At 34.7% G+C, this 21,640-nt stretch carries 21 protein-coding genes and 3 tRNA genes; 8 read left to right on the forward strand and 16 right to left on the reverse strand.

Annotated features, from left to right (window positions below; genetic code table 11):
• Positions 1-103 precede the first annotated feature (103 nt).
• From AC4FQ5_RS03250 to AC4FQ5_RS03260, 3 genes are all read left to right on the forward strand, one after another.
• Positions 104-865 (forward strand): alpha/beta fold hydrolase, encoded by a 762-nt coding sequence (locus AC4FQ5_RS03250; RefSeq protein WP_050377820.1) that lies wholly within the window; start codon positions 104-106, stop codon positions 863-865.
• Positions 866-928: 63 nt separating this feature from the next.
• Positions 929-1,552 carry a ribosome biogenesis GTP-binding protein YihA/YsxC gene (gene yihA / locus AC4FQ5_RS03255; RefSeq protein WP_491141068.1) on the forward strand — a complete coding sequence of 208 codons (624 nt, stop codon included), beginning with the start codon at positions 929-931 and terminating at the stop codon, positions 1,550-1,552.
• Positions 1,545-1,994 carry a GNAT family N-acetyltransferase gene (locus AC4FQ5_RS03260; RefSeq protein WP_491141069.1) on the forward strand — a complete coding sequence of 150 codons (450 nt, stop codon included), beginning with the start codon at positions 1,545-1,547 and terminating at the stop codon, positions 1,992-1,994. The genes yihA and AC4FQ5_RS03260 overlap by 8 nt, the downstream gene beginning before the upstream one ends.
• Positions 1,995-2,107: 113 nt before the next feature.
• Here the strand turns inward: AC4FQ5_RS03260 and AC4FQ5_RS03265 are convergent, their stop codons facing one another.
• The 5 genes from AC4FQ5_RS03265 to AC4FQ5_RS03285 form a co-directional block, all read right to left on the reverse strand.
• Entirely contained in the window at positions 2,108-3,115 is a 1,008-nt protein-coding gene (locus AC4FQ5_RS03265) for a trypsin-like serine peptidase (protein ID WP_491141070.1), read from the reverse strand.
• Positions 3,116-3,182: 67 nt separating this feature from the next.
• Positions 3,183-4,028, reverse strand: a complete 846-nt coding sequence (locus AC4FQ5_RS03270) for a caspase family protein (RefSeq protein ID WP_491141071.1) — start codon at positions 4,026-4,028, stop codon at positions 3,183-3,185.
• 340 nt (positions 4,029-4,368) lie between these two features.
• Entirely contained in the window at positions 4,369-5,013 is a 645-nt protein-coding gene (locus AC4FQ5_RS03275; RefSeq protein WP_491141072.1) for a response regulator transcription factor, read from the reverse strand.
• Positions 5,010-5,780, reverse strand: a complete 771-nt coding sequence (locus AC4FQ5_RS03280) for a sensor histidine kinase (RefSeq protein ID WP_491141073.1) — start codon at positions 5,778-5,780, stop codon at positions 5,010-5,012. The genes AC4FQ5_RS03275 and AC4FQ5_RS03280 overlap by 4 nt, the downstream gene beginning before the upstream one ends.
• Positions 5,781-6,448: 668 nt before the next feature.
• Complete coding sequence (locus tag AC4FQ5_RS03285; RefSeq protein WP_491141074.1) at positions 6,449-7,012, reverse strand: hypothetical protein; 564 nt, start codon at positions 7,010-7,012, stop codon at positions 6,449-6,451.
• 101 nt (positions 7,013-7,113) lie between these two features.
• Here AC4FQ5_RS03285 and AC4FQ5_RS03290 point away from each other — a divergent pair, with 101 nt between their 5' ends.
• Complete coding sequence (locus tag AC4FQ5_RS03290) at positions 7,114-7,251, forward strand: hypothetical protein (protein WP_491141075.1); 138 nt, start codon at positions 7,114-7,116, stop codon at positions 7,249-7,251.
• A gap of 162 nt (positions 7,252-7,413) precedes the next feature.
• Here AC4FQ5_RS03290 and AC4FQ5_RS03295 read toward each other — a convergent pair.
• The 3 genes from AC4FQ5_RS03295 to AC4FQ5_RS03305 form a co-directional block, all read right to left on the reverse strand.
• Positions 7,414-7,497, reverse strand: a tRNA-Leu gene (locus AC4FQ5_RS03295).
• A 6-nt stretch (positions 7,498-7,503) separates the two neighbouring features.
• Positions 7,504-7,579 (reverse strand) — tRNA-Gly (locus AC4FQ5_RS03300).
• An 8-nt stretch (positions 7,580-7,587) separates the two neighbouring features.
• Positions 7,588-7,669: transfer RNA gene (locus AC4FQ5_RS03305), tRNA-Leu, on the reverse strand.
• Positions 7,670-7,843: 174 nt separating this feature from the next.
• Between AC4FQ5_RS03305 and AC4FQ5_RS03310 the strand changes: the two genes are divergently transcribed.
• From AC4FQ5_RS03310 to AC4FQ5_RS03320, 3 genes are read left to right on the forward strand one after another with little or no spacing between them, the layout of a single operon-like run.
• Positions 7,844-8,227, forward strand: a complete 384-nt coding sequence (locus AC4FQ5_RS03310; RefSeq protein ID WP_491141076.1) for a DUF3127 domain-containing protein — start codon at positions 7,844-7,846, stop codon at positions 8,225-8,227.
• Positions 8,228-8,282: 55 nt separating this feature from the next.
• On the forward strand, positions 8,283-8,936 hold the full coding sequence (aat, locus tag AC4FQ5_RS03315) for a leucyl/phenylalanyl-tRNA--protein transferase (RefSeq protein WP_491141077.1): 654 nt from the start codon (positions 8,283-8,285) through the stop codon (positions 8,934-8,936).
• Positions 8,923-9,807 (forward strand): DMT family transporter, encoded by an 885-nt coding sequence (locus AC4FQ5_RS03320; RefSeq protein ID WP_491141078.1) that lies wholly within the window; start codon positions 8,923-8,925, stop codon positions 9,805-9,807. The genes aat and AC4FQ5_RS03320 overlap by 14 nt, the downstream gene beginning before the upstream one ends.
• Before the next feature lie 161 nt (positions 9,808-9,968).
• Here the strand turns inward: AC4FQ5_RS03320 and AC4FQ5_RS03325 are convergent, their stop codons facing one another.
• The 6 genes from AC4FQ5_RS03325 to AC4FQ5_RS03350 form a co-directional block, all read right to left on the reverse strand.
• The gene (locus tag AC4FQ5_RS03325) at positions 9,969-11,348 is read right to left on the reverse strand and encodes a tetratricopeptide repeat protein (RefSeq protein ID WP_491141079.1); all 1,380 of its coding nucleotides are present in this window, start codon (positions 11,346-11,348) and stop codon (positions 9,969-9,971) included.
• Positions 11,349-11,560: 212 nt separating this feature from the next.
• Complete coding sequence (locus tag AC4FQ5_RS03330) at positions 11,561-11,785, reverse strand: hypothetical protein (protein ID WP_491141080.1); 225 nt, start codon at positions 11,783-11,785, stop codon at positions 11,561-11,563.
• A gap of 40 nt (positions 11,786-11,825) precedes the next feature.
• Entirely contained in the window at positions 11,826-13,208 is a 1,383-nt protein-coding gene (gene glmM / locus AC4FQ5_RS03335) for a phosphoglucosamine mutase (protein ID WP_491141081.1), read from the reverse strand.
• A gap of 282 nt (positions 13,209-13,490) precedes the next feature.
• Positions 13,491-15,524, reverse strand: a complete 2,034-nt coding sequence (gene feoB / locus AC4FQ5_RS03340; protein ID WP_491141082.1) for a ferrous iron transport protein B — start codon at positions 15,522-15,524, stop codon at positions 13,491-13,493.
• Positions 15,524-15,778: a FeoA family protein gene (locus tag AC4FQ5_RS03345; protein WP_491141083.1), complete on the reverse strand. Its 255-nt coding sequence runs from the start codon at positions 15,776-15,778 to the stop codon at positions 15,524-15,526. The genes feoB and AC4FQ5_RS03345 overlap by 1 nt, the downstream gene beginning before the upstream one ends.
• 155 nt (positions 15,779-15,933) lie before the next feature.
• Positions 15,934-16,827: a GLPGLI family protein gene (locus tag AC4FQ5_RS03350; RefSeq protein ID WP_491141084.1), complete on the reverse strand. Its 894-nt coding sequence runs from the start codon at positions 16,825-16,827 to the stop codon at positions 15,934-15,936.
• A 125-nt stretch (positions 16,828-16,952) separates the two neighbouring features.
• On the opposite strand from AC4FQ5_RS03350, the gene AC4FQ5_RS03355 reads away from it, so the two are divergent.
• Entirely contained in the window at positions 16,953-17,450 is a 498-nt protein-coding gene (locus tag AC4FQ5_RS03355) for a DinB family protein (protein WP_491141085.1), read from the forward strand.
• A 51-nt stretch (positions 17,451-17,501) separates the two neighbouring features.
• Here the strand turns inward: AC4FQ5_RS03355 and AC4FQ5_RS03360 are convergent, their stop codons facing one another.
• Together AC4FQ5_RS03360 and AC4FQ5_RS03365 are read right to left on the reverse strand one after the other, a co-directional pair.
• Positions 17,502-20,213 carry a TonB-dependent receptor gene (locus AC4FQ5_RS03360; protein WP_491141086.1) on the reverse strand — a complete coding sequence of 904 codons (2,712 nt, stop codon included), beginning with the start codon at positions 20,211-20,213 and terminating at the stop codon, positions 17,502-17,504.
• A gap of 559 nt (positions 20,214-20,772) precedes the next feature.
• Positions 20,773-21,612, reverse strand: coding sequence for a sulfurtransferase (locus tag AC4FQ5_RS03365; protein WP_491141087.1), 840 nt, complete (start codon positions 21,610-21,612; stop codon positions 20,773-20,775).
• Positions 21,613-21,640 lie beyond the last annotated feature (28 nt).

Below are 21,640 nucleotides of genomic sequence, written 5' to 3' on the forward strand. Positions count from 1 at the left end.
GGATGGATTACTATTATTATATTATTTTTATTTTAAATTAGAGATATCAAAAAAATTTTGGTGTATAATTTGTATTTTTGCAATGCTTTATTAAAGCGACTTTATGATATTTAGTACAAAAAAAGATAAGAAATATACCTTCATTGAAGCTGGGGAAGGACATCCATTGGTGCTTTTGCACGGTTTGATGGGTGGATTGAGTAATTTTGATAAGATGGTGAATTTTTTTTCAGAGAAAGGTTTTAAGGTCTATGTGCCTCAATTACCAATCTACGATTTGCCGGTACTGAATACCAATCTTACCACTATTGCCAAATATGTGATCAAATTTATTGAGAGCGAAATTGGCAAACCAGTCACCATAGTCGGAAATTCTATGGGTGGTCATGTGGGACTTATTCTGACATTGGCAAGACCAGATCTGGTACAGAATTTAGTTCTTACAGGAAGTTCAGGATTATACGAAAGAGCATTCGGCGATAGTTTTCCGAGAAAGAATGACCGTTCTTATATCAGAAAAAAAGCAGAAGAAGTTTTTTATGATCCCGCTGTAGCCACTGAAGCTTTGGTCGACGAAGTTTTTAGCGTTGTCAATGACAGAATGAAAGGGATCAAAACCGTTATGTTGGCAAGAAGCGCCATCAAACACAATATGCTGAATGATCTTCCAAAAATTTTGCGTCCGACGTGTTTGATCTGGGGAAAACAGGATAATGTGACACCACCGGAAGTTGCGATTGATATGCATAAATTTATCCCAAATTCAGATCTTTTCTGGATCGATAAATGCGGACATGCTGCAATGATGGAAAAACCAGATGAATTCAATGAAATTCTTTACAATTGGGTAAAAGATAAAATATAAAATTAAGACTAAACCATTAAGACTTTCTTAATGGTTTATTTTTCTAAATAAAATCAAGATAAAATGGTTATAAAAACAGCAGAGTTTGTAAAAAGCAGCGGAAAATGGCAGGAATGCCCTGAAGGAACTATTCCTGAATACGCTTTCATCGGACGCTCAAATGTAGGAAAATCATCGTTAATCAACGCAATGCTAAACAGGAAAGATTTGGCAAAAACTTCAGGAACTCCGGGGAAAACTCAGCTGATCAATCATTTTATCATCAATGAAAGCTGGTATCTGACCGATTTACCCGGATACGGATATGCGAAAGTTTCAAAAGTGATGAGAAGAGACTTTGAGAAACTGATCAACAATTATATTTTAAACAGAAACAATCTTGTGAATCTTTTCGTTTTGATAGATTCTCGTCATACTCCACAGAAAATCGATTTGGAATTTATCCAGTGGTGTGGAGAAAGTGGCGTTCCGTTTTCAATAGTTTTCACGAAAGCTGATAAACTAAAACCAAATATTGCCATAAAAAATGTGGAAGATTATAAAGTTGAGCTTCACAAAACATGGGAAGATCTGCCCGAAATTTATGTAACATCTGCCGAAAAGAAAACAGGGACTGATGAGATTTTAAGTTTTATTCAAAAAACAAATGAGTTTTTAGCCAATAACAGCGTAACTTTTAATGAGTAATATTATCTGGAAAATAAAAAGTTTTGAAGAAATTAGCACTTCCGAACTTTATGAAATTATAAAGGCGAGAGTTGATGTTTTTGTGGTTGAACAGGATTGTCCATACCCAGATCTTGACGGATACGACCAACAAGCCATTCATATCTGGGCTGAACAAGAAAATAGTGTTTTAGCATATTGCAGAATTTTCAACAAAGGAATAAAGTATCCTGAAACTTCCATCGGAAGAGTTTTAACAACAGAAAAAGCCAGAGGTAAAAGTTTAGGCAAACAACTGATACAATACGCAGTTGAAACTATTGAAAACCGTTTTCACACAAGTGAAGTGAGAATTTCTGCGCAGGATTATCTGTTGAGATTTTATTCAGGATTTGGTTTTGAAGATACCGGAAAAAAATATCTGGAAGACAACATTCCGCACACAGAAATGTTTAGGAAATAATTTAATATAATACCGAACAGCACTTTTTTAAGGTGCTGTTTTTTTTTAAGATGATTCCAAAAAAAAAGCCTGATCTTAAAGACCAGACTCTCATTTATAAAACGAAATAATGTTTAAGGATATTCATTTCTCGCTCTCGTAACAAGACCTACTAAATCTGAACCACCACTTGCAAAATTGATACTTGGGTTATGAGCACTTTGAGTAGCAACTGCGTAAGGAGCCCCATTCCAATATGCCCAGAATGGCCCGCCACTTTGTCCTGGCCAGATATCGGCTTTGTGATTGATACTCTGATTGTCATCCGGACTCCAAAAATCACCATCTAAAGCAATACCTGTCTGATAAGTTGGTCTTTGAGTTCCTGTCAAATCTGCAGGATAGCCGGCGTGAGTGAAAGAAGCCTGTCCGTCCCAAGAATCTGAGTAAGACTTTGAACCCAACCAGCCTGTACTGTTTCCGATTGGTCGGTCCAGAACGACAACTACATAATCAAACTGCACTTCAGTACCGTCAATCGTAGGACCTGCAACTTTATGTTTGTAATAGGTTTGAATTCCCCATGCGGTTCCGTAAGGTGCGCTTCCATTATAATACATTGGAGTGAATTTTAACCATCCTGTTTGGTTATTGGGTTTCCAGTCTATGATATGGGCACAAGTTAAAAGATGTCTCGGACCGATCATCACACCGCTTGCAATTCCCAAAGGACTTTCAACTCTTCCTACGCAACACCACGGGTACGCTGTTGAATTAAATACTTTTCTCTGATCTATTCCGAATATGGTTTTTGCACCTTCAACCGTAAGGAAAGTTTCTCTTTCAATAAATTTCGGTTTTCGGTCTTTTTTAGGCTCTAACTTCGGCTGATATTCGAAATCTGCGTGGGTGGGATAAAAATGATCGGTTTCCGTAATTTCGTCATCAAAAGATTTTTCTTTCATTGTAATTCCGACAGATTTCATTCCTTTCGGATAAACTCTTCCGTCGATGTTTTCCATTTCAGGTTCTTTGTCGATTGATTTTAAATGTGCTGATTTTTCAGCTGACTTTGCTTTGATTGTTTTAAGTTTTAAAACTTCTTCAGCGGACATTGGGTTGTTGTTTTCGATATTAGACATGATTATTTGGTGTTTTAATCAGTTTTTTCCTACTCTTTGGATGGCTTTTCGGATTCCGCCAATGTTTTTATAAAAATATTTTTTGTGAAAATTCTGCGGTAATGCTTTCTGTCTGGTTGATCTGTGCAGCGCCCATTGCCACTAAAGCCATAGCAATCTGTTTGTCGAGCGTTTTTCTGACGATATTTCCATTTGTAGCCCGAAGTATTTTACAAAAATGATAGGTAAAATAACCCCGAACTTGTCCGCTCATGTTTCCTTCCATTGAAACCTGATTGTCTTTGGATGCAGCCCATAAAGTATGATTCAGACCCGCAACAGGAACCAAAGCTTTGGTTGTAAAGGATTCTTTTTTCGAACTTTTAGATAACGGAATTTCACTTGCATAAGTCATATAAAATTCATCTTCAAGCATGGGTGGAATAAAACGTGCTGCTTCGTAGGAAAAATCCATATCCAAGCCTAAATCCATTTTTCTTGTTCCCGTTCCGGAATGACAGCAGTCGAAAATGACTTCGAGATTTACCCCTGCTTTCAGTTTGCTAAAAACCGTTTTAAAATCATCATCCCGAATAACACCTGCGCTTGCATAATCGTGCGGGCAAATTGCTTCATCCAGACCGTCAATTTCCAGATCTGCACCGATGTTGGCAACACGTGTTCCGTGTCCGGAATAATAAAATACAAGAGAATCTCCTTTTACGCTATTGTTGACCAGTGATTTTAAATATTTTAAAATGTTGGCTCTTGTAGCATTCTGGTTGGTTAAAATTCTGATTTGTGCCGGTGCAAAACCACAAATCACCAAAGTGTTTGCCATATCACGGGCATCGTTGATGCATCCGTTAAGATCAGGACCACCAGAACCGATGGGTGCGTAGTCATTGATTCCTACAATTAATGCTTTTTTCATTGTTTTAGTTTTTTAATTTCCCTACTCTGTTTTGGCTTTTCGGATTCCGCCATTATCTTTAATTCTACATGGCAAAATTCTGATTTTCAATAACATAAAAACAGAGGAGAATACCTGAATTATCACAGGAAAATCACCTTTGTCTGATTGAAATTTAAATTGTAAATGATTTTGAAAGAAAAAATCCTCACCGGAAGTGGTAAGGATAGATATAATGTTAATGAATAAAATGCTTCTGAAAAACGCCTGATTACACTTTAGATTATAACTGAAAATGAATGTTGTTCCTACTGAGCAAAGTTGACCATTGTTTTATTATCATGAATTCAGGATTATTATCTCAACATAAATTATGCTTTAAAGCAAATAGAACAAGACCGACTCTATTCTTTATTTCTAACTTAACGAAAACAGAATCTCTGTAACCATCAATCGTTTTTGGACTCAGACACATTTTATCGGCGATTTCTTTGTAGGTCAGTTCGCTACACGCCAATTTGATGAATTCTTTTTCCCGTTCTTTTAAATCGGAAAGCAAGGAAGCATTTTTAGCATCTTCAGTCTGTACTTTCAGTAGTTTTTGAGCCACAAAATCGGTGTAAAAACTTCCTTTTTCAAAAACCGTATCTATTGCCTGAAAAAGAATTGAAGGCTGCATATCTTTCAGCAAGTATCCTTTTGCTCCGGCTTTCAGCATTTTAATTAATACTTTTTCATCATCTTCCATTGTAAGTGCGATCACTCTGATATCGGGATGATGCCCTGTAAGCCATTCTGTGGTTTCGATCCCGTTTTTGTAGGGCATATTGATATCCATCAAAACAACGGCTGGAAGTTCAGAAGTGTTTTCTAAAGCATTAATGAAATCTTCTCCGTTGGGTTGATTCATCACTACTTTATATTTTGGATTTTCTGTGATCATGTTTTCTAATGCTTTTGACATTAAGGTATGATCATCAACAATAGCTATGGGAATTGTTTTCATGATAAGTTTTTATGGTATATGATGGATGTTTTCGTTCCTTCTTCCAGTTTTGACTGGATAGAAAATTCTGCGTGAATTAATTTTGCTCTCAATTCCATATTTTTCAATCCGGAACCGTCTCTCATAATATTGGTATTAAAACCTTTTCCATTATCTGAAATGGTAATTTTCAATCTTTCATGATCATCTTCCAACTCAATCGATACATTTTTGGCTCTGGAATGTTTTAAAATATTATTGATGCTTTCCTGTATGATTCTGAACAAAATTAAACCGTGTTTTGGCGAAATATCAATGTCATGCTTTTGAGTAATGAATTCAATTTTCAACAAACGCAATTTTTTTATTCTCTGAATTTCTCTTTCAATAGATTCTACCAATCCAAAATGAATGATCTGCTCGGTGATCAAAGTTTTAGATAAATTTCTGACATCCTGAATGCATTCACCCAACAATTCATTTAATTCATTTAATTCTTCTTTTTCTGAATTATCGAGTCTGGTGAGCAGCTGATTTTGTCTTAATCGAACCACAGAAAGCTTTTGACCTAAATCATCATGCAATTCCTGCCCGATGTAATTAAGCGTTTGCTCTTTCATTTCGACCTGTGAGGTTGCCAATTCTTTTTCAAAACGCATGTCTTTTTCTTTCTGCTCGATCAACAGTGTCGTTTTTTTCCGGATGAAAATGACGTAAACGAAAATCATCGTTAAAACAATAATCAACAGAGTAACTGTAAAAATTATTACCAATTTGTTCTCTTCCATGCTTTACAGTCAACTTTGTTTTGCCTTATCGGGTTGGTTCCAAAACACTCCGAAAGCGATCACTCCGTTATTAATAAGATTTAATAAAAATAAAAAAAAGAAATAAATATCATAAGAAATCGTAGCCCTGAAATATAATATGGGAATAATTCCTATATAAAAAAGTAGCGAACCAACAGAGATCCAAAATGGCAAATAATTTTTAATATCAAATACTTTATCCGAATTGAAAGTCTGATAAAGAAATAATATAATCGAAAATGTCAGCAGGAGAATATTTACATAAAAACTGTTGAATGAAAAATTTTTCAAAATATCATTTTCTACACAAAACATTATCAACACATTAACAACAAAAAGCACCAAAATAATTAACTGAAGCTTTCTTAATAATGAGACATACAGTAATTTGTAATAGTAGATTAAATAGAGGAAAAACATGACAAATATTCCGATTACATAAAACTTATCTGTTGATATTTTAGTTATTTTATAATAGAAATAGCAAAAAAAATCAATTATAGATATCATAATGAATCCAATAAAAAAAATCAGATTAACTTTTTCGATTTTTTTGTACTTAAAACAAATCAGAAGTAACACAATGAACAAAATAATCATCGATATTTGTTTGCTCAATTCAACATCCCAAACCATCAGCAGATATTTTAGTTGATTGACTCAACAACAGCTTTAGGCGGAGGAGCCAGATTCGTCATATTCATTGGCTGGATAGACTCTATTTTTTCATTTTCATCTGATGTTGTTCCACGACTTTTCATATTGGCATCAGAAGATCTCTCTTTTTTTGCAGTAGGCATAAGAAAAATGGTTTGGTAACCCGCATATTCCGGTTTTGCCATTTTATTTACAGGATGATTTGCAGGATATTTTCCCATATAGATTTTGATTCCGACATTCTTAAGATTCTGTCTTTTAGCATTTTCTTTCACATATTTGATATATCCTTCCATCTCTTCAATAGTGAATGAGTACCATCGTGAATCGGGCTGTCCGTTTCTGGATGCTGTGAGAATCCTATTGTTTGTTTTTGTATATTCATCAAAAAGAACCTGCGCTTCGCGATGCGTAATCAGCTTCTTTTTATAACTGTTATCAACAGGAGTTTCTGGCGGTGGCGGTGTACATCGAATAAAGCCGATTACAAATACACTTAAAACAAGCACACGAAAAAACGCATTTGCATTCTTAAATAAAAAAGGAGTTTTCATTTATAAAATTTTATAAGGTTATGTAACAAAAGTAGTTAACTCTTCATATATAGAAAAGAGGAAAAACACTGTTTTTGAAATTTGTGGGAAAATATATTTGTATGAGAATGAAAAACTTAGAAAAGAAAGAGGTTCAATTGTATATTGTAGTGGAAAAAGAATTATCTGAACGTCCGCTTCTTTGTCATCCGAAAGGATCTAAACGATTTACGTATGTTAAGATTCTTTCAGAAATCTAATATTCGATGGTGTCAATGACAAGAATACGGTTAAGACTAAATTATTATTGATGCGGACATTCAAAAAGAATTATTCAATGAAGACGTTAAATCAATATATATAAAATGAAGACGTTTAAAAACAAAAAAGACTGATAATCAATGATTATCAGTCTTTTTAAGTACCCCAGACGGGACTTGAACCCGTACATCCTTGCGGATACAGGATTTTAAGTCCTGCGTGTCTACCAATTCCACCACCAGGGCATGGTGTGGAGCGAAAAACGGGACTCGAACCCGCGACCCCAACCTTGGCAAGGTTGTGCTCTACCAGCTGAGCTATTTTCGCATAATTTGTGCGGATGAAGGGACTCGAACCCCCACGCCTCACGGCACCAGATCCTAAGTCTGGCGTGGCTACCAATTACACCACATCCGCATTATTATTGAGTTATTTTAAAGAACTTCTTTCGTTTTTGTGAGTGCAAATATAGGGCAATAATTTGTATTTGCAAGAGTTTTCACAAAAAAAATTATTTTTTTTCAAAAATTCTTTGGGAGGCGTTTTTATTACATTTCAATTTACTACTTTTACAAAGTTAATATTTACGATATGGAATTACAAGGAACGGTAAAGAAAATCACTGATGTTCAAACATTTGCGAGTGGTTTCCAAAAAAGAGAAATGGTTATTCTTACACAAGAGCAATATCCACAGCCAATCAACATCGAATTTTTACAGGATAAAATAAATTTATTAGATGCTTTGAAAGAAGGAGAAAATGTGAAGGTAGGAATCAATATCAGAGGTAGAGAATGGGTTTCGCCACAAGGGGAAACGAAATATTTCAACTCTATTACAGGATGGAGAATAGAAAAAGTGATGGATGGCGGTACAGGCTCAGAGCCAACTCAGGCATCTTCTCAACAATCTGCTGCGCCGGTTTCTAACGAAAATCCTTTTGCCGGAGACGACGATGACGATTTACCTTTTTAATTAAAGCATACAATCAAACACAATCCCGCTTTTTAAGTGGGATTTTTTTCACCTTATGATCCGACTGGACCCAAACGAAATTTCATTTCCTAATCCGCTTCATTATGACGGCCATGAAGGCATCATCGCTTTTGGCGGAGATTTATCTGTGGAAAGAATCTGGTTTGCTTATCAGAATGGCATCTTCCCATGGTTTAATCCTGATGAAGAGATTTTATGGTGGTGTCCTGACCCGCGATTTGTTCTTTTTCCTGCCGAACTGAAGATTTCAAAATCGATGAAGAAAATTTTGAAAAACAACGTTTTTACATTCACCGAAAATAAAAACTTTAAAGACGTCATTAAAAACTGTCAGGAAATCAACAGAAAAGGGCAAGACGGAACCTGGCTTTCGGATGAACTGATGGAATCTTTCATTACACTTCATGAGCTCGGCTTTGCGAAAAGCATCGAAGTCTGGCAAAACAGTGACCTGGTTGGCGGATTTTACGGTTTACAAATAGGAAATGTCTTTTGCGGAGAAAGCATGTTTGCCAAAGTAAGTAATGCTTCAAAAGCAGGATTCATTCATTTCTTGGAAGCTCATAAAAACAAACTTGCTTTAATCGATTGCCAATCTCACACCGAACATCTTGAAAGTTTAGGAGCAAGAATGATTCCCAAAAAGGAATTTTTAAAAAATCTACATAAAAACAATGAACGCAGATAAAGAAAAATGGATTCTTCTGATCGTCCTCAGTATTATTTGGGGGTCATCATTTATTTTAATCAAAAAATCATTAGACCATTTCACTCCTTATCAGGTCGGAGCATTGAGGGTTTTGATTGCAGGAATTATTCTAATGCCCATCGCAATATCAAAATATAAACTTTTCCCGAAGAAACATTTGAAATGGCTTATTTTAGCAGCTTTTACAGGAAATTTTATCCCGATGTTCTTATTTCCAATTGCTGAAACCGAAATCAGCAGCAGTATTGCAGGAATTATCAATTCAATGATGCCCATTTTTGTAATTATTGTAGGAACATTATTCTGGAAATTCGAAACAACCAAAAGACAGATGACCGGAATTTTTATAAGTTTCACCGGAGTTTGTCTGCTCGCATTCGGTGGCGGAGATGATTCCAAATTTAAAATATTTCCTATTTTGCTTTTGCTTTTGGCAACATTATGTTATGCAATCAGCACAACGACGGTCAAATCTAAGCTGATGGAGGTTTCTTCGACTGTGTTGTCGGCATTTGTGTTTTCTTTCATTCTATTTTTACCTTCACTTATCGCATTAATATCTACAGGTTTTGTTTCAACATTTACTTTTTCAAAAGAAAATATGATCGGATTGATGTTTGTAAGCTTACTTTCTGTTTTCGGAACCGGATTGGCAATGATGATGAATTATCGTTTATTGAAAGTTTCAACTCCCTTGTTTGCGTCAACAGTTACTTTGCTGATGCCGATCGTTGCGATCATTTGGGGGATTTTAGACGGTGAAAAACTGACGATTTTACAATTTGTGGGAGCTAGTATCATTATTGCAGGTCTGATCTTTTTAAGGGCTAAAACTATTGTTCAAAAATAAATCCCGCATTGCTGCAGGATTATTTTATTTAATTGATTTTGATTATCTACTTTAATTCTTGCAATTAATTTAGATTAAAACGGATATTCAAAAAAATATTAGAACTATTAAGGTTTTTCTATTTTAAGCAAAGATTAAAACTTCGCTCTCAGGCTCCTACCTTAATTTTTTTTCTTCACTTTAGCTTTCACTTTTTTCACCTCGTCTTTGATGTATGGATATTTTTTCTGCATATCTGTAATCAGCGAAGGATCTAGCTCTAAGGCTTTCAGTAGTGTTTCAGTACCTTTGCTATTATTTTTTAGATTGAAATAGCAATTGCTCAGCTGGTAATACAATTCTGCACGGTCATGATGTTCCAAGGCTGCAATCAAAACAGTGACTGCTTCTTCATATTCACCAACCAACATCAAAACTTCAGTATAGGCATACCAATTATAAAATCTCGAAGGTTCTGCATCTACCAATTTCTTCAGACAAGAAAGACTTTCTTCAAACTTACCTGAATCGATAAACAAGAACGCCAGTCTTTTCTGATACTCAAGGTTTCCGTCATTCAGCAAAGTAGCTTCCCTTGCGAAGTGCAGAGCTTCCGGCATTCCGCCCATTTCTTCATAAAGATAAGACTGCTCCATCATTGCCAGATAAAACTGAGGATCTTCTCTCAATGATTTCTGAAAATAATTTAAAGCCACTGTCGGCTGTTTTAAAGCCTTATAACACAATCCTATTTTATAAAATGTAAACGCTTTTGTATATTCCAGCTCAAGCATTTCTTCATAAACCTCAATTGCTTTTTTGTATTGATTTAAAGCTTCATAACAAGCTGCTTTACTTGCATACACCCCAACAGCGCCGGAATTGATTGCCAACATATAGTCGAAACCTTTAATGGCTTCTTCATAGTTTTTTCTGTTGAAATAATACTGTCCATACTCGCTCCACGCTACTTCTGAGTACGCAAAATTGTCTAGATAGTCATTCAGGAAAGCGATTGCTTCCTCACTCTTATTCAGCTCATTGAAACAGATCATTGCGTTCTCCAGAGAATATTCATCCGTAGGATCGTCTTTCAATGCCTGCTGATAATGTTTAAGAGCGTTAAAAGGATCTCCCAAATTCACATATTCGTCTGCAATAAAATTATTCAGGAAGTTTTCTTCTTCGTTTAATTCTAAAGCTTTTTTGCAGATTTCAATAGATTTTCTAGGATTTCCTAAATTCGAATAATACTTTGCGTAGCATACCAAAAAGTCTGTATTCTCCATAGAAGAACCTTTTAACTCGTCGATCATTTCCTTCGCCGTATTATAATCTTCCCATTCTAAGAGCACTTCAAGTTTTTTGATCTTGATATCCAAAGAATTGGGATGAAGTTTGAGACCGTAATTGACTGCCATATCGGCATAATTAAAATCTCCCAACTCCAGATAATAAACAATAATATCATCTAATTCTTCGGTGTCGAAGTAGAATTCATCATTATTTTCCATCATTTCCTCGAACTTTTTCACCAGTTCATTTCCAAAATATTCTTCCAATATAGTATCTCAGCGTTATTTTCAAAGTTCAAAATTATTTTATAAACTTCGAAAAAACTTTTTTTAATTAAAATTTCCTATTGTTAGGATTTTGTCGATTTGAAAAAAATGAAATAATTTCAATCTTTTCATTTTCTATTTTATAGTACAAAGTATTAAACTTTGCTATCACCACTTTACGAATATCTAATTTTTGATCAGACCAAACGATTTCATAACCACTTTTCATAAAGCTTTTTTACTTCAGAATGGGCAACTACTCTACCTTCTTCAATATCTTCTAATCCCAATTCTATTGATTTTTTTTCAGCATCCGAAAGTTCATCATACCAATCTTCCTCTGAATTTTCTTCTACAAAATCAATGTCCTCCGCTTTCAAAATTTCTTTAATTTTGGCGAGTTCTTGCTTGTTTTTAGGGTTAATGGTAATTGTCATCGTACTATTTTTCTATATTAAATGTACAAAAATTCTGAATTTAAATCAAACTTTTTATCTTTTCAATCATATCATCGCCTAATTTGTCGGCTTCTTCTTGTGAGAAAGCCTCTGTATAAATTCTGATAATCGGTTCTGTATTTGACTTTCTCAGGTGAACCCATTTGTTTTCAAAATCTATTTTTACTCCGTCTACCGTAGAAACCTCTTCATTTTGATACTCTTTTTCCATTTTAGTTAAAAGATCATCAACATTTATTTCAGGAGTCAGTTCTATTTTCTTTTTTCCCATGAAGTAACTTGGGTAGCCTGCTCTCAACTCGGAAACCGTTTTGTTTTCTTTTGCTAAATGCGTCAAAAACAAAGCAACCCCTACCAAAGAATCTCTTCCGTAATGAAGTTCAGGATAGATAATTCCACCGTTTCCTTCACCACCGATTACGGCCTTTTTTTCTTTCATTAAATTCACCACATTCACTTCTCCTACAGCACTTGCGAAGTATTCTGAATTGTGAGTCTTTGCAACATCTCTCAAAGCACGGCTTGAAGAAAGATTTGAAATGGCAACTCCGTTTTTGTTTTTCAACAGATAATCTGCAACCGCAACCAAAGTATATTCTTCACCGAACATTTCTCCATTTTCATCAACTAAAGCCAATCTGTCAACATCCGGATCTACTACAACGCCAAAATCTGCTTTTTCTTTAATCACCAATTCGCAAATATCTCCTAAATGTTCTTTCAGAGGCTCAGGATTGTGCGGGAATTGTCCGTTTGGTTCGCAATATAATTTTACCGTTTCGCAGCCCAATTTATCTAAAAGCATCGGAATTGCAATTCCACCTGTAGAATTTACTGCATCTAAAACAATTTTATATTTTTTAGCTTTAATGGCTTCCACATCTACCATCGGCAAATCAAGAATCTGCTGAATATGAATATCAAAAGCATCATTTCTTGTTTCGTATTTTCCTAAATCGTCAACTTCAGCATAATTGAAATCTTCAGCCTCTGCCAATGCTAAAACCTCAGCACCATTTTCTCCGTTGATGAATTCCCCTTTTTCATTTAATAACTTCAGTGCATTCCATTGTTTTGGATTGTGAGAAGCTGTAAGAATAATTCCGCCATCAGCATTCAGCTCAGGAACCATTATTTCTACAGTTGGTGTCGTAGAAAGTCCTAAATCTACAACATGGATTCCCAACCCTTGCAAAGTTGCGCAAACTAAAGAATTAACCATTGAACCTGAAATTCTTGCATCACGACCGATAACTAATGTTAAATCTTTTTTGTTTTTATTATTTTGAAGCCAAGTTCCGAATGCAGAAGCAAATTTCACAACATCAAGCGGCGTCAGGTTATCATTTACTTTTCCGCCAATCGTTCCTCTGATTCCGGAGATACTTTTTATTAATGACATACTATTAAAAATGTTTTTGCAAAAATACGAATAAAACAAAGATCGATTGATGAAATATGCTTAACGTTAGTAAGTTGTTATTTCTGTAAAGGCATCATTTTCTTTGTTAAATTTTTGGTTTGGAAAAGTATTAAGAACATCCGCAATCTTTATCGCAACCCGATCTTTTAGAATCAAATTTCTTTGGTGCAAAGCTTTTCCTGATTAATCTAAATAAAGAATAGCAGGCAAAAAGTACCACAAGAACGATAATTATGTATTGAAAAATTAAGGAAGAATCCATTATTTTAAGATTTGATAAGCTATTAATGACACAAAATATGCCAAACCAGTCATCATTATCACCTGAAAGCCAGTCCATTTCCAGCTTTTGGTTTCTCTGTAAACTACTGCAATGGTAGAAACACATTGCATTGCAAACGCATAAAACAGTAAAACCGAAATGCCAGTCGCAAAACTAAAGACTTTTTCGCCATTTGGTTTTACATCCATTCGCATTTTATCGATTACTTTACCTTCCGGAGCGTCATCATCTAAACTATATAAAGTAGACATCGTGCCCACGAAAACTTCTCTTGCCACAAAACTTGTTAAAATTCCGACTCCCATTTTCCAGTCGTATCCAAGAGGTGCAATTGCGGGTTCTATTGCTTTTCCCATTTTAGCTAAATATGAATGATCGAGATGTACATCTGTAGCAACCATCTGATCCGGATTTTGCTTCGGTCCGAAATAACTCAGACACCAAATAATGATACTTACGATAAATATAATTTTCCCCGCTCCGGTAATAAAATCCCAGACTTTCCCTAAGACCATTTTCAGATCATATCCGAAAAGAGGTTTTTTATAAGTCGGCAAATCCATTACCAAATAGGTTTTTCCTTTATTTTTAATAAAACCTTTCAAGATCGCTGCTGAAAGAAGTGCTACAAAAAAGCCTAAAAGATACATTGCCAAAAGCACCAAAGCTCTATATTGAATTCCAAAAAAAGTTTTATCTGAAATGATCAGTCCAATGATAATACTGTAAACAGGCAGCCTCGCTGAACAGGTCATAAAAGGTGTCACCAAAATCGTAAGTAATCGTTCTCTGAAATTCTCAATATTTCTTGTGGAAATCACAGCAGGAATTGCACAAGCCGTTCCTGAAACCAACGGAACGATACTTTTCCCGTTTAACCCAAATGGTCGCAAAAATCTATCCATCAGAAAAATAACTCTTGCCATATATCCTGAATCTTCCAAAAGATAAAGGAAGTATAATAAAATCCCGATTTGGGGTGCGAAAATGATGATTCCCCCTAACCCGGGAACAATTCCGTCTGAGATTAATGAATTGATTGGACCTTCCGGTAAATGCTCTTTACTAAACGCCGAAAGCCACGCAAAAAACTCATCAATCCAATTCATCGGATATTCTGCAAGGAAGAAAACGCTGTTGAAAATAATCAGTAAAATCCCAATAAAAACAACATAACCAAAAATCGGATGAACAAGAACTTTGTCTAATTCCTCAGTCAATAATTCTTTAAACTGCGGTTTTTTAGAAATAACATTTGATAAAATTTTATCAATATTTTGGTATCTCCTAACAACTTCCTGCACCTGCAATCTTTTCGGAACCAGACTTTTAGATTCAGGATCGTTAATTAATTCTGTTGCGGAGTCTAATTTATTTAGATCTGCGCCAATCGAAAGACTCATCCATGCTTTATACTGATTATCAAACGGTTTGTGAGCAGCAACTTTGTCTAAAAAATCTTTATGTTCGGCAGGAATTTCAAATGATGGTTTCTCTGTTTTAGCAAAATCATTACTCAAAACAGCTTCCTGAATCGCTTCAATTCCTAACTGTTCCTTCGCATTAGTCTGAATAATTTTGATATTCAAAGCTTCGGAAAACTTTTCGATATCGATGTTGATTCCTCTTCTTTCAGCCTGATCCATTTGGTTAACGACCAAAATCATCGGAACACCCAAATCCTGAATCTGCTGAAATAAAAGCAATCCTCTTTTTAAGCTTAAAGCCTCTAAAATATAAACAACTCCGGCAAAATCTTTTTGAGCTTCCAGAAGAAATTTAGAAAAAATAGCTTCATCTTCCGAACTCGGATAAATGCTATACGATCCGGGAAGATCTATAACCTCAATCTCTTCATTTTTATAAATATACGATCCTGAATGACTTGCAACGGTAACCCCCGCGTAATTTCCTGTCTTCTGCTTTTTGTTGCATAAAGCGTTAAAAAGTGTCGATTTTCCTACGTTTGGGTTGCCTACTAAAAGTATCTGTTTTTTATTTTTTTCCTGCATCAATTCCAGTCTTCTACAATAATAAACTCTCCTTCTTCTTTACGTAATGCAATCCGGCTTTTTTCTTCGCCAAATTCTACATAAAGAGGACCATTGAAAGGAGCCTGATACAGAATTCTGAAAACAGTTTCAGGCAAAAGCCCCATCTCTATGATTTTGTTGGGCATTTTTAGCTGATCGTTATCATAGCCCAAAATTTTCCCAAGCTTATTCTTAGGAAAGCGGTTTAATTTATATGAATAGTTATCTTTCAATACCTATATTTTTGTACGTGCAAATATACTCTATTTAAATTTAATCTAAATAAGAGTGATTTTAAATATTCAAAGAAACTATCATGAAAAACAATAAACCCAAATACATTCCTGCATTTGGGTTTATTTCAATATAGCTGAGTTAAATATGAATGTTATTTTTTACTTTTTGTTTTTTCTGTTGTTGCACTTACTTCAATAGAATTGCTATTTTCACTTAACTGCTTTTTTATTCTATCTTCTGCGTCTCTCATCATTTGAGACATTGAAGTTCCATCGGGCATTTTTGCGTCTGCCGGAATTTGTGACAATTGAGATCTGATACTTCCGAAAGGATCTTTTTTATATGCTGCATACATTTGCTCAAACTTTTCTCTGTTTACTTCGAGATTGTTTCTTCCTTGACCGAATTGTTTCATCAATTTCTCTGAATAACTTTCAGGATTGTAATCTGCAATTTTTTTATTCCCTTTTAATTCCCAAGAATAATTTTTAGCATCGTCTTCCACTTTTATAATTAAACCAGGCAAACCTTTAAATTTATATGGTCCATCCTGAAAAGGAATATCTGTAGTAAACCAAGCGATCCAATTTCTACCACCAAATGAAGCTGTTGCTTTTTGTGTATTGTATTCTCCAATTTTAGCTTTATCACTAGAAATTTTCCAATCCAGAGGTTTGTCGTCTTTATAACTTACTTTATCCTGAAGAATGTAATCTGCATAAGAAACATTCATTGATGGGTAAGTCTTGGTAATAATATGAGAGAATTTTGGCTGCTTTACAGACTTTGAAAGATCTTTAAATGTTCCAGCTTTTTGCATTGCCTCAACTTCAACTTTTAAAATTGAGTCTTGAGAAACCGCAAGATAATCTCTATAAATGGATTTATCTTTCGTAATATCAAGAATTGTCATTTCCTTGTTCTTTTTTTCTAAAGAATCTTTATTCGGCGCATAAGTCAATTCATAAAAAAATCTGTTTGCCGTTTCCTGTGCATTAGCAATTGCAAAAGCTGCAATCAATACTATTGAAAATAAATTTTTCATTTTAATAACGTTTACATAATTAGTTAGCAGTTGTGCATTTTTGTTACAGTTTTTTTATTAAAATTTTGTTCACATCTATTTTATCAATTTTTTTTAAATTTAAAGTAACCTAAAACAAATATTGTATGGACACATTAAAACAATTCAGAGACGAGCTAGAAGCCGAATATCAAACGACAAAAAAGTTTTTTGAAATTTATCCTGAAGATAAAAACGATTATGCGCCACATCCAAAAAGCATGAAAATGGCACATTTGGTCACTCATATTGCAGAAATTTTTGGCTGGGCTGGGTTTATGCTCAACAGTTCTGAAATAGACTTAGCTCAAGGAGGAATGCAACCCAAACTTCTCACCACAAAAGAAGATTTGCTCAAAACATTTGAAGATAATTACAAAGTCAGCAAAGAAGCTTTGGAAAATGCAACTGAAGAAGATCTTGAGCCAACATGGTCTTTAAAAAACGATGGTCATGTGCTTTCTTCGTGGACGAAATATGGCGCAATACGTCATAGTTTAAGCCAAATTACCCATCACCGAGCGCAATTGGGAGTATATTATAGGTTAAATGATATTCAGCTTCCCGGAAGTTATGGCCCGACTGCAGATCTGGAAAATTTTTAAATATGTGATTTTAATAAAAAAACCAATCTTCATGAGATTGGTTTTTTGTTTTTATTTAAAGTTGAACTTTACTGCCAGCATAACCTGGCTTGGTCTCAACTGCATTGTTGTTCTGCTAATCGTAGCATCACCAACGCTGATTCTTTCAAATACTTTTTTGTCTGCAATATTCATCCATTTCAATTCGAAATCTACTTTTTTTGCAGCCCAAGTGTATTGATAAGACAAATCAAAGAAACCATTACTCAGTTTGGTATCACCTAAATTTGAGTTAATCTGATCCCAATAGAAACCAACCGTATGATTTTCTAAAGGATAGAAAAATATATTTAGATTATGGGTATAGTTTTCTGTTTTACCAAGGTCGCTGCTGATAATGCCGTTTGATTGCTTATTCCAGGTTTTTGTGAAATTAAAATCTACACTCATCCAAGAGAAATAAGTATTGTTAAATTTAAATCCTAAAGAATTAGCATCTGTTTTTGTGTTGATATCCTGCTCATTTCTTCTAGATTGAGACTTCGATGTTGTATCATTAAAAGTTACTGAAGCGTTCGTCTTAAATTTCGGAAAATATTTTCCTACTTCTACATAGTAACCGTTGCTTGATCTTTTGTTTTCACTTTCGATATATTCAACTACACTAAAGCCTAATTCGTTTACTGCGCTCGAAGCCAATAAATTATTCTTAGTATCACTTAGTCTATAGTTTACATTAAAGAAAAGATTGTTTAATGGGTTTCTGTATTCCAATCTTGCGTTTCCACTCTTAGAGTTTGTCTGTGGAATAGGGTTTTTAGGATCCATCACATTAAATCCTCCCGGACTTGTTAAAATATATCCTGCGTAAGCGGTTTGAATATCTCCAAAATTATTACTGATGTTTCCATTTACACTTGCTTTAAAAAATGAAGCAAAACTATATTGGACAAATGCATTCGGTGTAAAAGTCGTTTTATTTAAAGATTTAGATACGGTTCTGAAAGCATCCTCAGCTTTAATATTGTTAAAATTAACCGGAACATTGGCAAATACACTCCAAGCGTCAGATTTGTAGTTGATGCCTACTGAAGCCGAAGGTGTAATTTCTGTAAATTTCAAATCATTCTCATACGCTAAGCTGGCAAAATCAGGAGAATTTGTAAGCGTACTTCCGTCAAAATTGGTATTTAATTGATCTGTTGAGAAATCAATTCCCACTTGCGGAGTAAATGTCCATCCTTTGGTTGTAAAACTGATGTTTGCAGAATGCGATGTATCTAATGTTTTTATTCTGAAGCTTTGCAATGCTGAAGTCCCAGGTGCGAAATTAATTGTAGAAATCGCTGTACTTCCCGGCTCTTTATAAGGGAATTGTAAATAATTCGCAGGAGAGATTTCTAAAGTCTGACTATCGTCCTGATAATTGATGTAAGATTTCAGATTTACCATTTTTTCTTTCCAAGGAATAATGGTGCTTAAAGAGTTTTGAAATGATGAAGTTGGAGATTGTAGACTCTCATTTCCTTGTCTGTACCCTGTTTGGTCATTTCTTTCTGCGAAAGCTCGGTCTGCATTCCAAAACTGAGAAAATGTTGTTGTATTTTTAAAAAATCCTTTTTTAGCATTCTTAGTGAAAATGAATTCTCCTTTTAATTTATCTGTATAAAAATTGTTCAGAAACTTTGTACTATACTCAGTTCCCTGCTGGATATCTGTTGTAACACTATTTGATTCTCTTTCAACTGAGTTATTGGTATAATTGGCATTTACCTTCAATTCCCATTCTTTTTTCTTATCGATATTCGTTAAATAATTTGCTGATAAGTAATGAACATTATTAAATAAATACCTTCTTACGGGAAGATTAGGTACACTTGCATTTTCTACACTCAGCCAATTATTCTGCGAAGCATTTCCTCTTCTGCCTTCCCAGCTGCTTCCGAAACCGATGATATTCCCTTCGTTTTCTACCTGCTCACCGACATTGTTTGCCTTATAGTTAACCACCCATTGGCTTTTCTGACCAAAAAACATGGGCGTTAACTTCACATTCCAAAGCCACGGATCTCCGAAACCGGTTCCCACTTCCCCACGACCTGTCATCGTCACGGCATTTTTAAGCTTAATATTGATTGCTGCGGCGTCAGAAGGAATTTTTCCCTGAAGCATTTTTACGGGTTGGTGATTTTCGAGAACCTCAACTTTCTGCACAGCATCTTTTGGAAGTGAATTGTTGATCGTTCCGTAACCACCTTCCATTAAATCTTTTCCGTTGACGTAGAATTTGTTGATTGCATTTCCTTGGTAAAGAATAGATCCGTCTGCATTTACTTCGATTCCGGGAATTTTTTTCATGACGTCTGCCAAAGTACGGTCGTTTTTACTGTCAAAAGCTTTCAGATCATATGCAATGGTGTCACCTCTTGAGGTAATCATTTTGGTTTTCAGCTGAACTTCTTTGATTTCCGTTGCTTCAGACTGCATTTTGAAAGTCAATGTCTGATCACTATTGCTGATTTGTTTTGTTAAAGGTTTCTGGTTAAAAGCTTTTACTTTTAAATCTACATTTGATTCTGCAGAAGTAAAGGTCACCTTATATTCCCCTTTAGAATTTGTGATTCCATAAGCCAGAATAGCATCTTTTCCTGGTTCTTCCACCGTTACACTTGCGCTTGGGATCGCAACACCGTCTTCATCTGTAATTTTTCCGGAAACTGTTTTCTGAGCGAAAGCAATAACTGAAAAAAACACCATGAGAAATAAGGAGATTTTTCTTTTCATATGTTTATATTTATTTTTTTAAAAGGTCATATGAAATCGCAGAACCTTAATTCAAGATGGTACTTTACCGATCACGGCGATTTCAGAATTTATTATTTGAGTAATTAGTTATTAGGATTGCTTTTTTGTTACACTTTATAGAGATGTAATTTTCAAACAAAGGTTAAATTCATTTTTATAACTACAAAAATAGTGATATTTTTTGTTTTTCCTGCTTTTTTATAATTTTTCTTGTTTTTATTCTTATTTATTAGAATTTATCTCCTACCTAAAAGTGTAATTTATGTGTGAAACTATAATTGTGGATAGAAGTCATCTCCAAAATTGACCTAATTTAATGCAAATTAGCATCTTTGATGATGAACAAATTGTCAGAAAAATACATTGAAAACTGTTATAGCGTAACTGCTCAGGAAAGGAACATACCAGGTTCTGAAACTACGAGGCTTCTAAGCTCAAACTTTGAAAATTGATAAAACCTAAAAAATATCGGTCATTTTGTTTATTAGAAATCAAAAAAACATTCAGATTCTATGCTAAGAAAAAACTAAAATCTGAATTATCTTAAATCCTTCGCGATTCCTTTTCCTTCTCTTCTGCTCCACTCGCTCCATGAACCGACGTAAAGATTGGGAATTTCGAAGCCAGCATAAACCAAAGCTAAAATTGTATGACACGCTGTAACTCCGGAACCGCAATGAATGATTAATTTTTCAGTTTTATTTTCTAAGAGTTTTAAATATTTTTCTCTTAGAATCTCAGGGTTCAGAAAATCTCCATTCTCATTTAGATTTTCAGAAAAAGGAATATTGATTGCTCCCGGAATATGACCTGCAACGGAATCAATAGGTTCAGATTCTCCTTTGTATCGGTAAGAATCCCGCACATCAATTACCGTTGAGTAATTGTGTATGATTTCAATTTCAACATCTTCCAGAGAAGAAACAGGAAGAAGCCAACTCTTTTTTTTAATCAAATCTGCTTTTTCAAAATTTTCCTCACCTGATGAAAATTCAAAATTATTTTTTTCAGCATTCTCAAATCCTCCATCCAAAACCTGCACCCTTTCAAATCCAAAAGATTTTAACATCCACCAAGCTCTTGCTGCAGCATTTGCTCCATTCTTATCATCATAAATTACAATATAAGAGACTTCTGATATTCCTAATCGGGCAACAGTTTCACCAAACTTTTCAACTGTCGGAAGTGGATGTCTTCCTCCAAAAGCGGGGTTATCACCAATCTCAGCCAAATCTTTATCTAAATCGATGAACCTTGCATTTTTAATATGCCTGTCGAGATATTTTTGATAAGCACCTTTCCCTGCTCTTGCATCAAGAATGACCAAACTTTCAGAAAGAATGTTTTGAAATTCGGAAGGTGAAATTATTGGTGCCATTTTGAAGGATTTAATTGATAACTTTAAT

It is taken from the genome of Chryseobacterium sp. DT-167 (assembly GCF_058310155.1).

Bases quoted from the DNA above. Each gene is read 5' to 3' on its own strand.
- AC4FQ5_RS03250 (WP_050377820.1), top strand. From the start codon at position 104: ATGATATTTAGTACAAAAAAAGATAAGAAATATACCTTCATTGAAGCT.
- yihA (WP_491141068.1), top strand. From the start codon at position 929: ATGGTTATAAAAACAGCAGAGTTTGTAAAAAGCAGCGGAAAATGGCAG.
- AC4FQ5_RS03260 (WP_491141069.1), top strand. From the start codon at position 1,545: ATGAGTAATATTATCTGGAAAATAAAAAGTTTTGAAGAAATTAGCACT.
- AC4FQ5_RS03265 (WP_491141070.1), bottom strand. From the start codon at position 3,115: ATGTCTAATATCGAAAACAACAACCCAATGTCCGCTGAAGAAGTTTTA.
- AC4FQ5_RS03270 (WP_491141071.1), bottom strand. From the start codon at position 4,028: ATGAAAAAAGCATTAATTGTAGGAATCAATGACTACGCACCCATCGGT.
- AC4FQ5_RS03275 (WP_491141072.1), bottom strand. From the start codon at position 5,013: ATGAAAACAATTCCCATAGCTATTGTTGATGATCATACCTTAATGTCA.
- AC4FQ5_RS03280 (WP_491141073.1), bottom strand. From the start codon at position 5,780: ATGGAAGAGAACAAATTGGTAATAATTTTTACAGTTACTCTGTTGATT.
- AC4FQ5_RS03285 (WP_491141074.1), bottom strand. From the start codon at position 7,012: ATGAAAACTCCTTTTTTATTTAAGAATGCAAATGCGTTTTTTCGTGTG.
- AC4FQ5_RS03290 (WP_491141075.1), top strand. From the start codon at position 7,114: ATGAGAATGAAAAACTTAGAAAAGAAAGAGGTTCAATTGTATATTGTA.
- AC4FQ5_RS03310 (WP_491141076.1), top strand. From the start codon at position 7,844: ATGGAATTACAAGGAACGGTAAAGAAAATCACTGATGTTCAAACATTT.
- aat (WP_491141077.1), top strand. From the start codon at position 8,283: ATGATCCGACTGGACCCAAACGAAATTTCATTTCCTAATCCGCTTCAT.
- AC4FQ5_RS03320 (WP_491141078.1), top strand. From the start codon at position 8,923: ATGAACGCAGATAAAGAAAAATGGATTCTTCTGATCGTCCTCAGTATT.
- AC4FQ5_RS03330 (WP_491141080.1), bottom strand. From the start codon at position 11,785: ATGACAATTACCATTAACCCTAAAAACAAGCAAGAACTCGCCAAAATT.
- glmM (WP_491141081.1), bottom strand. From the start codon at position 13,208: ATGTCATTAATAAAAAGTATCTCCGGAATCAGAGGAACGATTGGCGGA.
- feoB (WP_491141082.1), bottom strand. From the start codon at position 15,524: ATGCAGGAAAAAAATAAAAAACAGATACTTTTAGTAGGCAACCCAAAC.
- AC4FQ5_RS03350 (WP_491141084.1), bottom strand. From the start codon at position 16,827: ATGAAAAATTTATTTTCAATAGTATTGATTGCAGCTTTTGCAATTGCT.
- AC4FQ5_RS03355 (WP_491141085.1), top strand. From the start codon at position 16,953: ATGGACACATTAAAACAATTCAGAGACGAGCTAGAAGCCGAATATCAA.
- AC4FQ5_RS03360 (WP_491141086.1), bottom strand. From the start codon at position 20,213: ATGAAAAGAAAAATCTCCTTATTTCTCATGGTGTTTTTTTCAGTTATT.
- AC4FQ5_RS03365 (WP_491141087.1), bottom strand. From the start codon at position 21,612: ATGGCACCAATAATTTCACCTTCCGAATTTCAAAACATTCTTTCTGAA.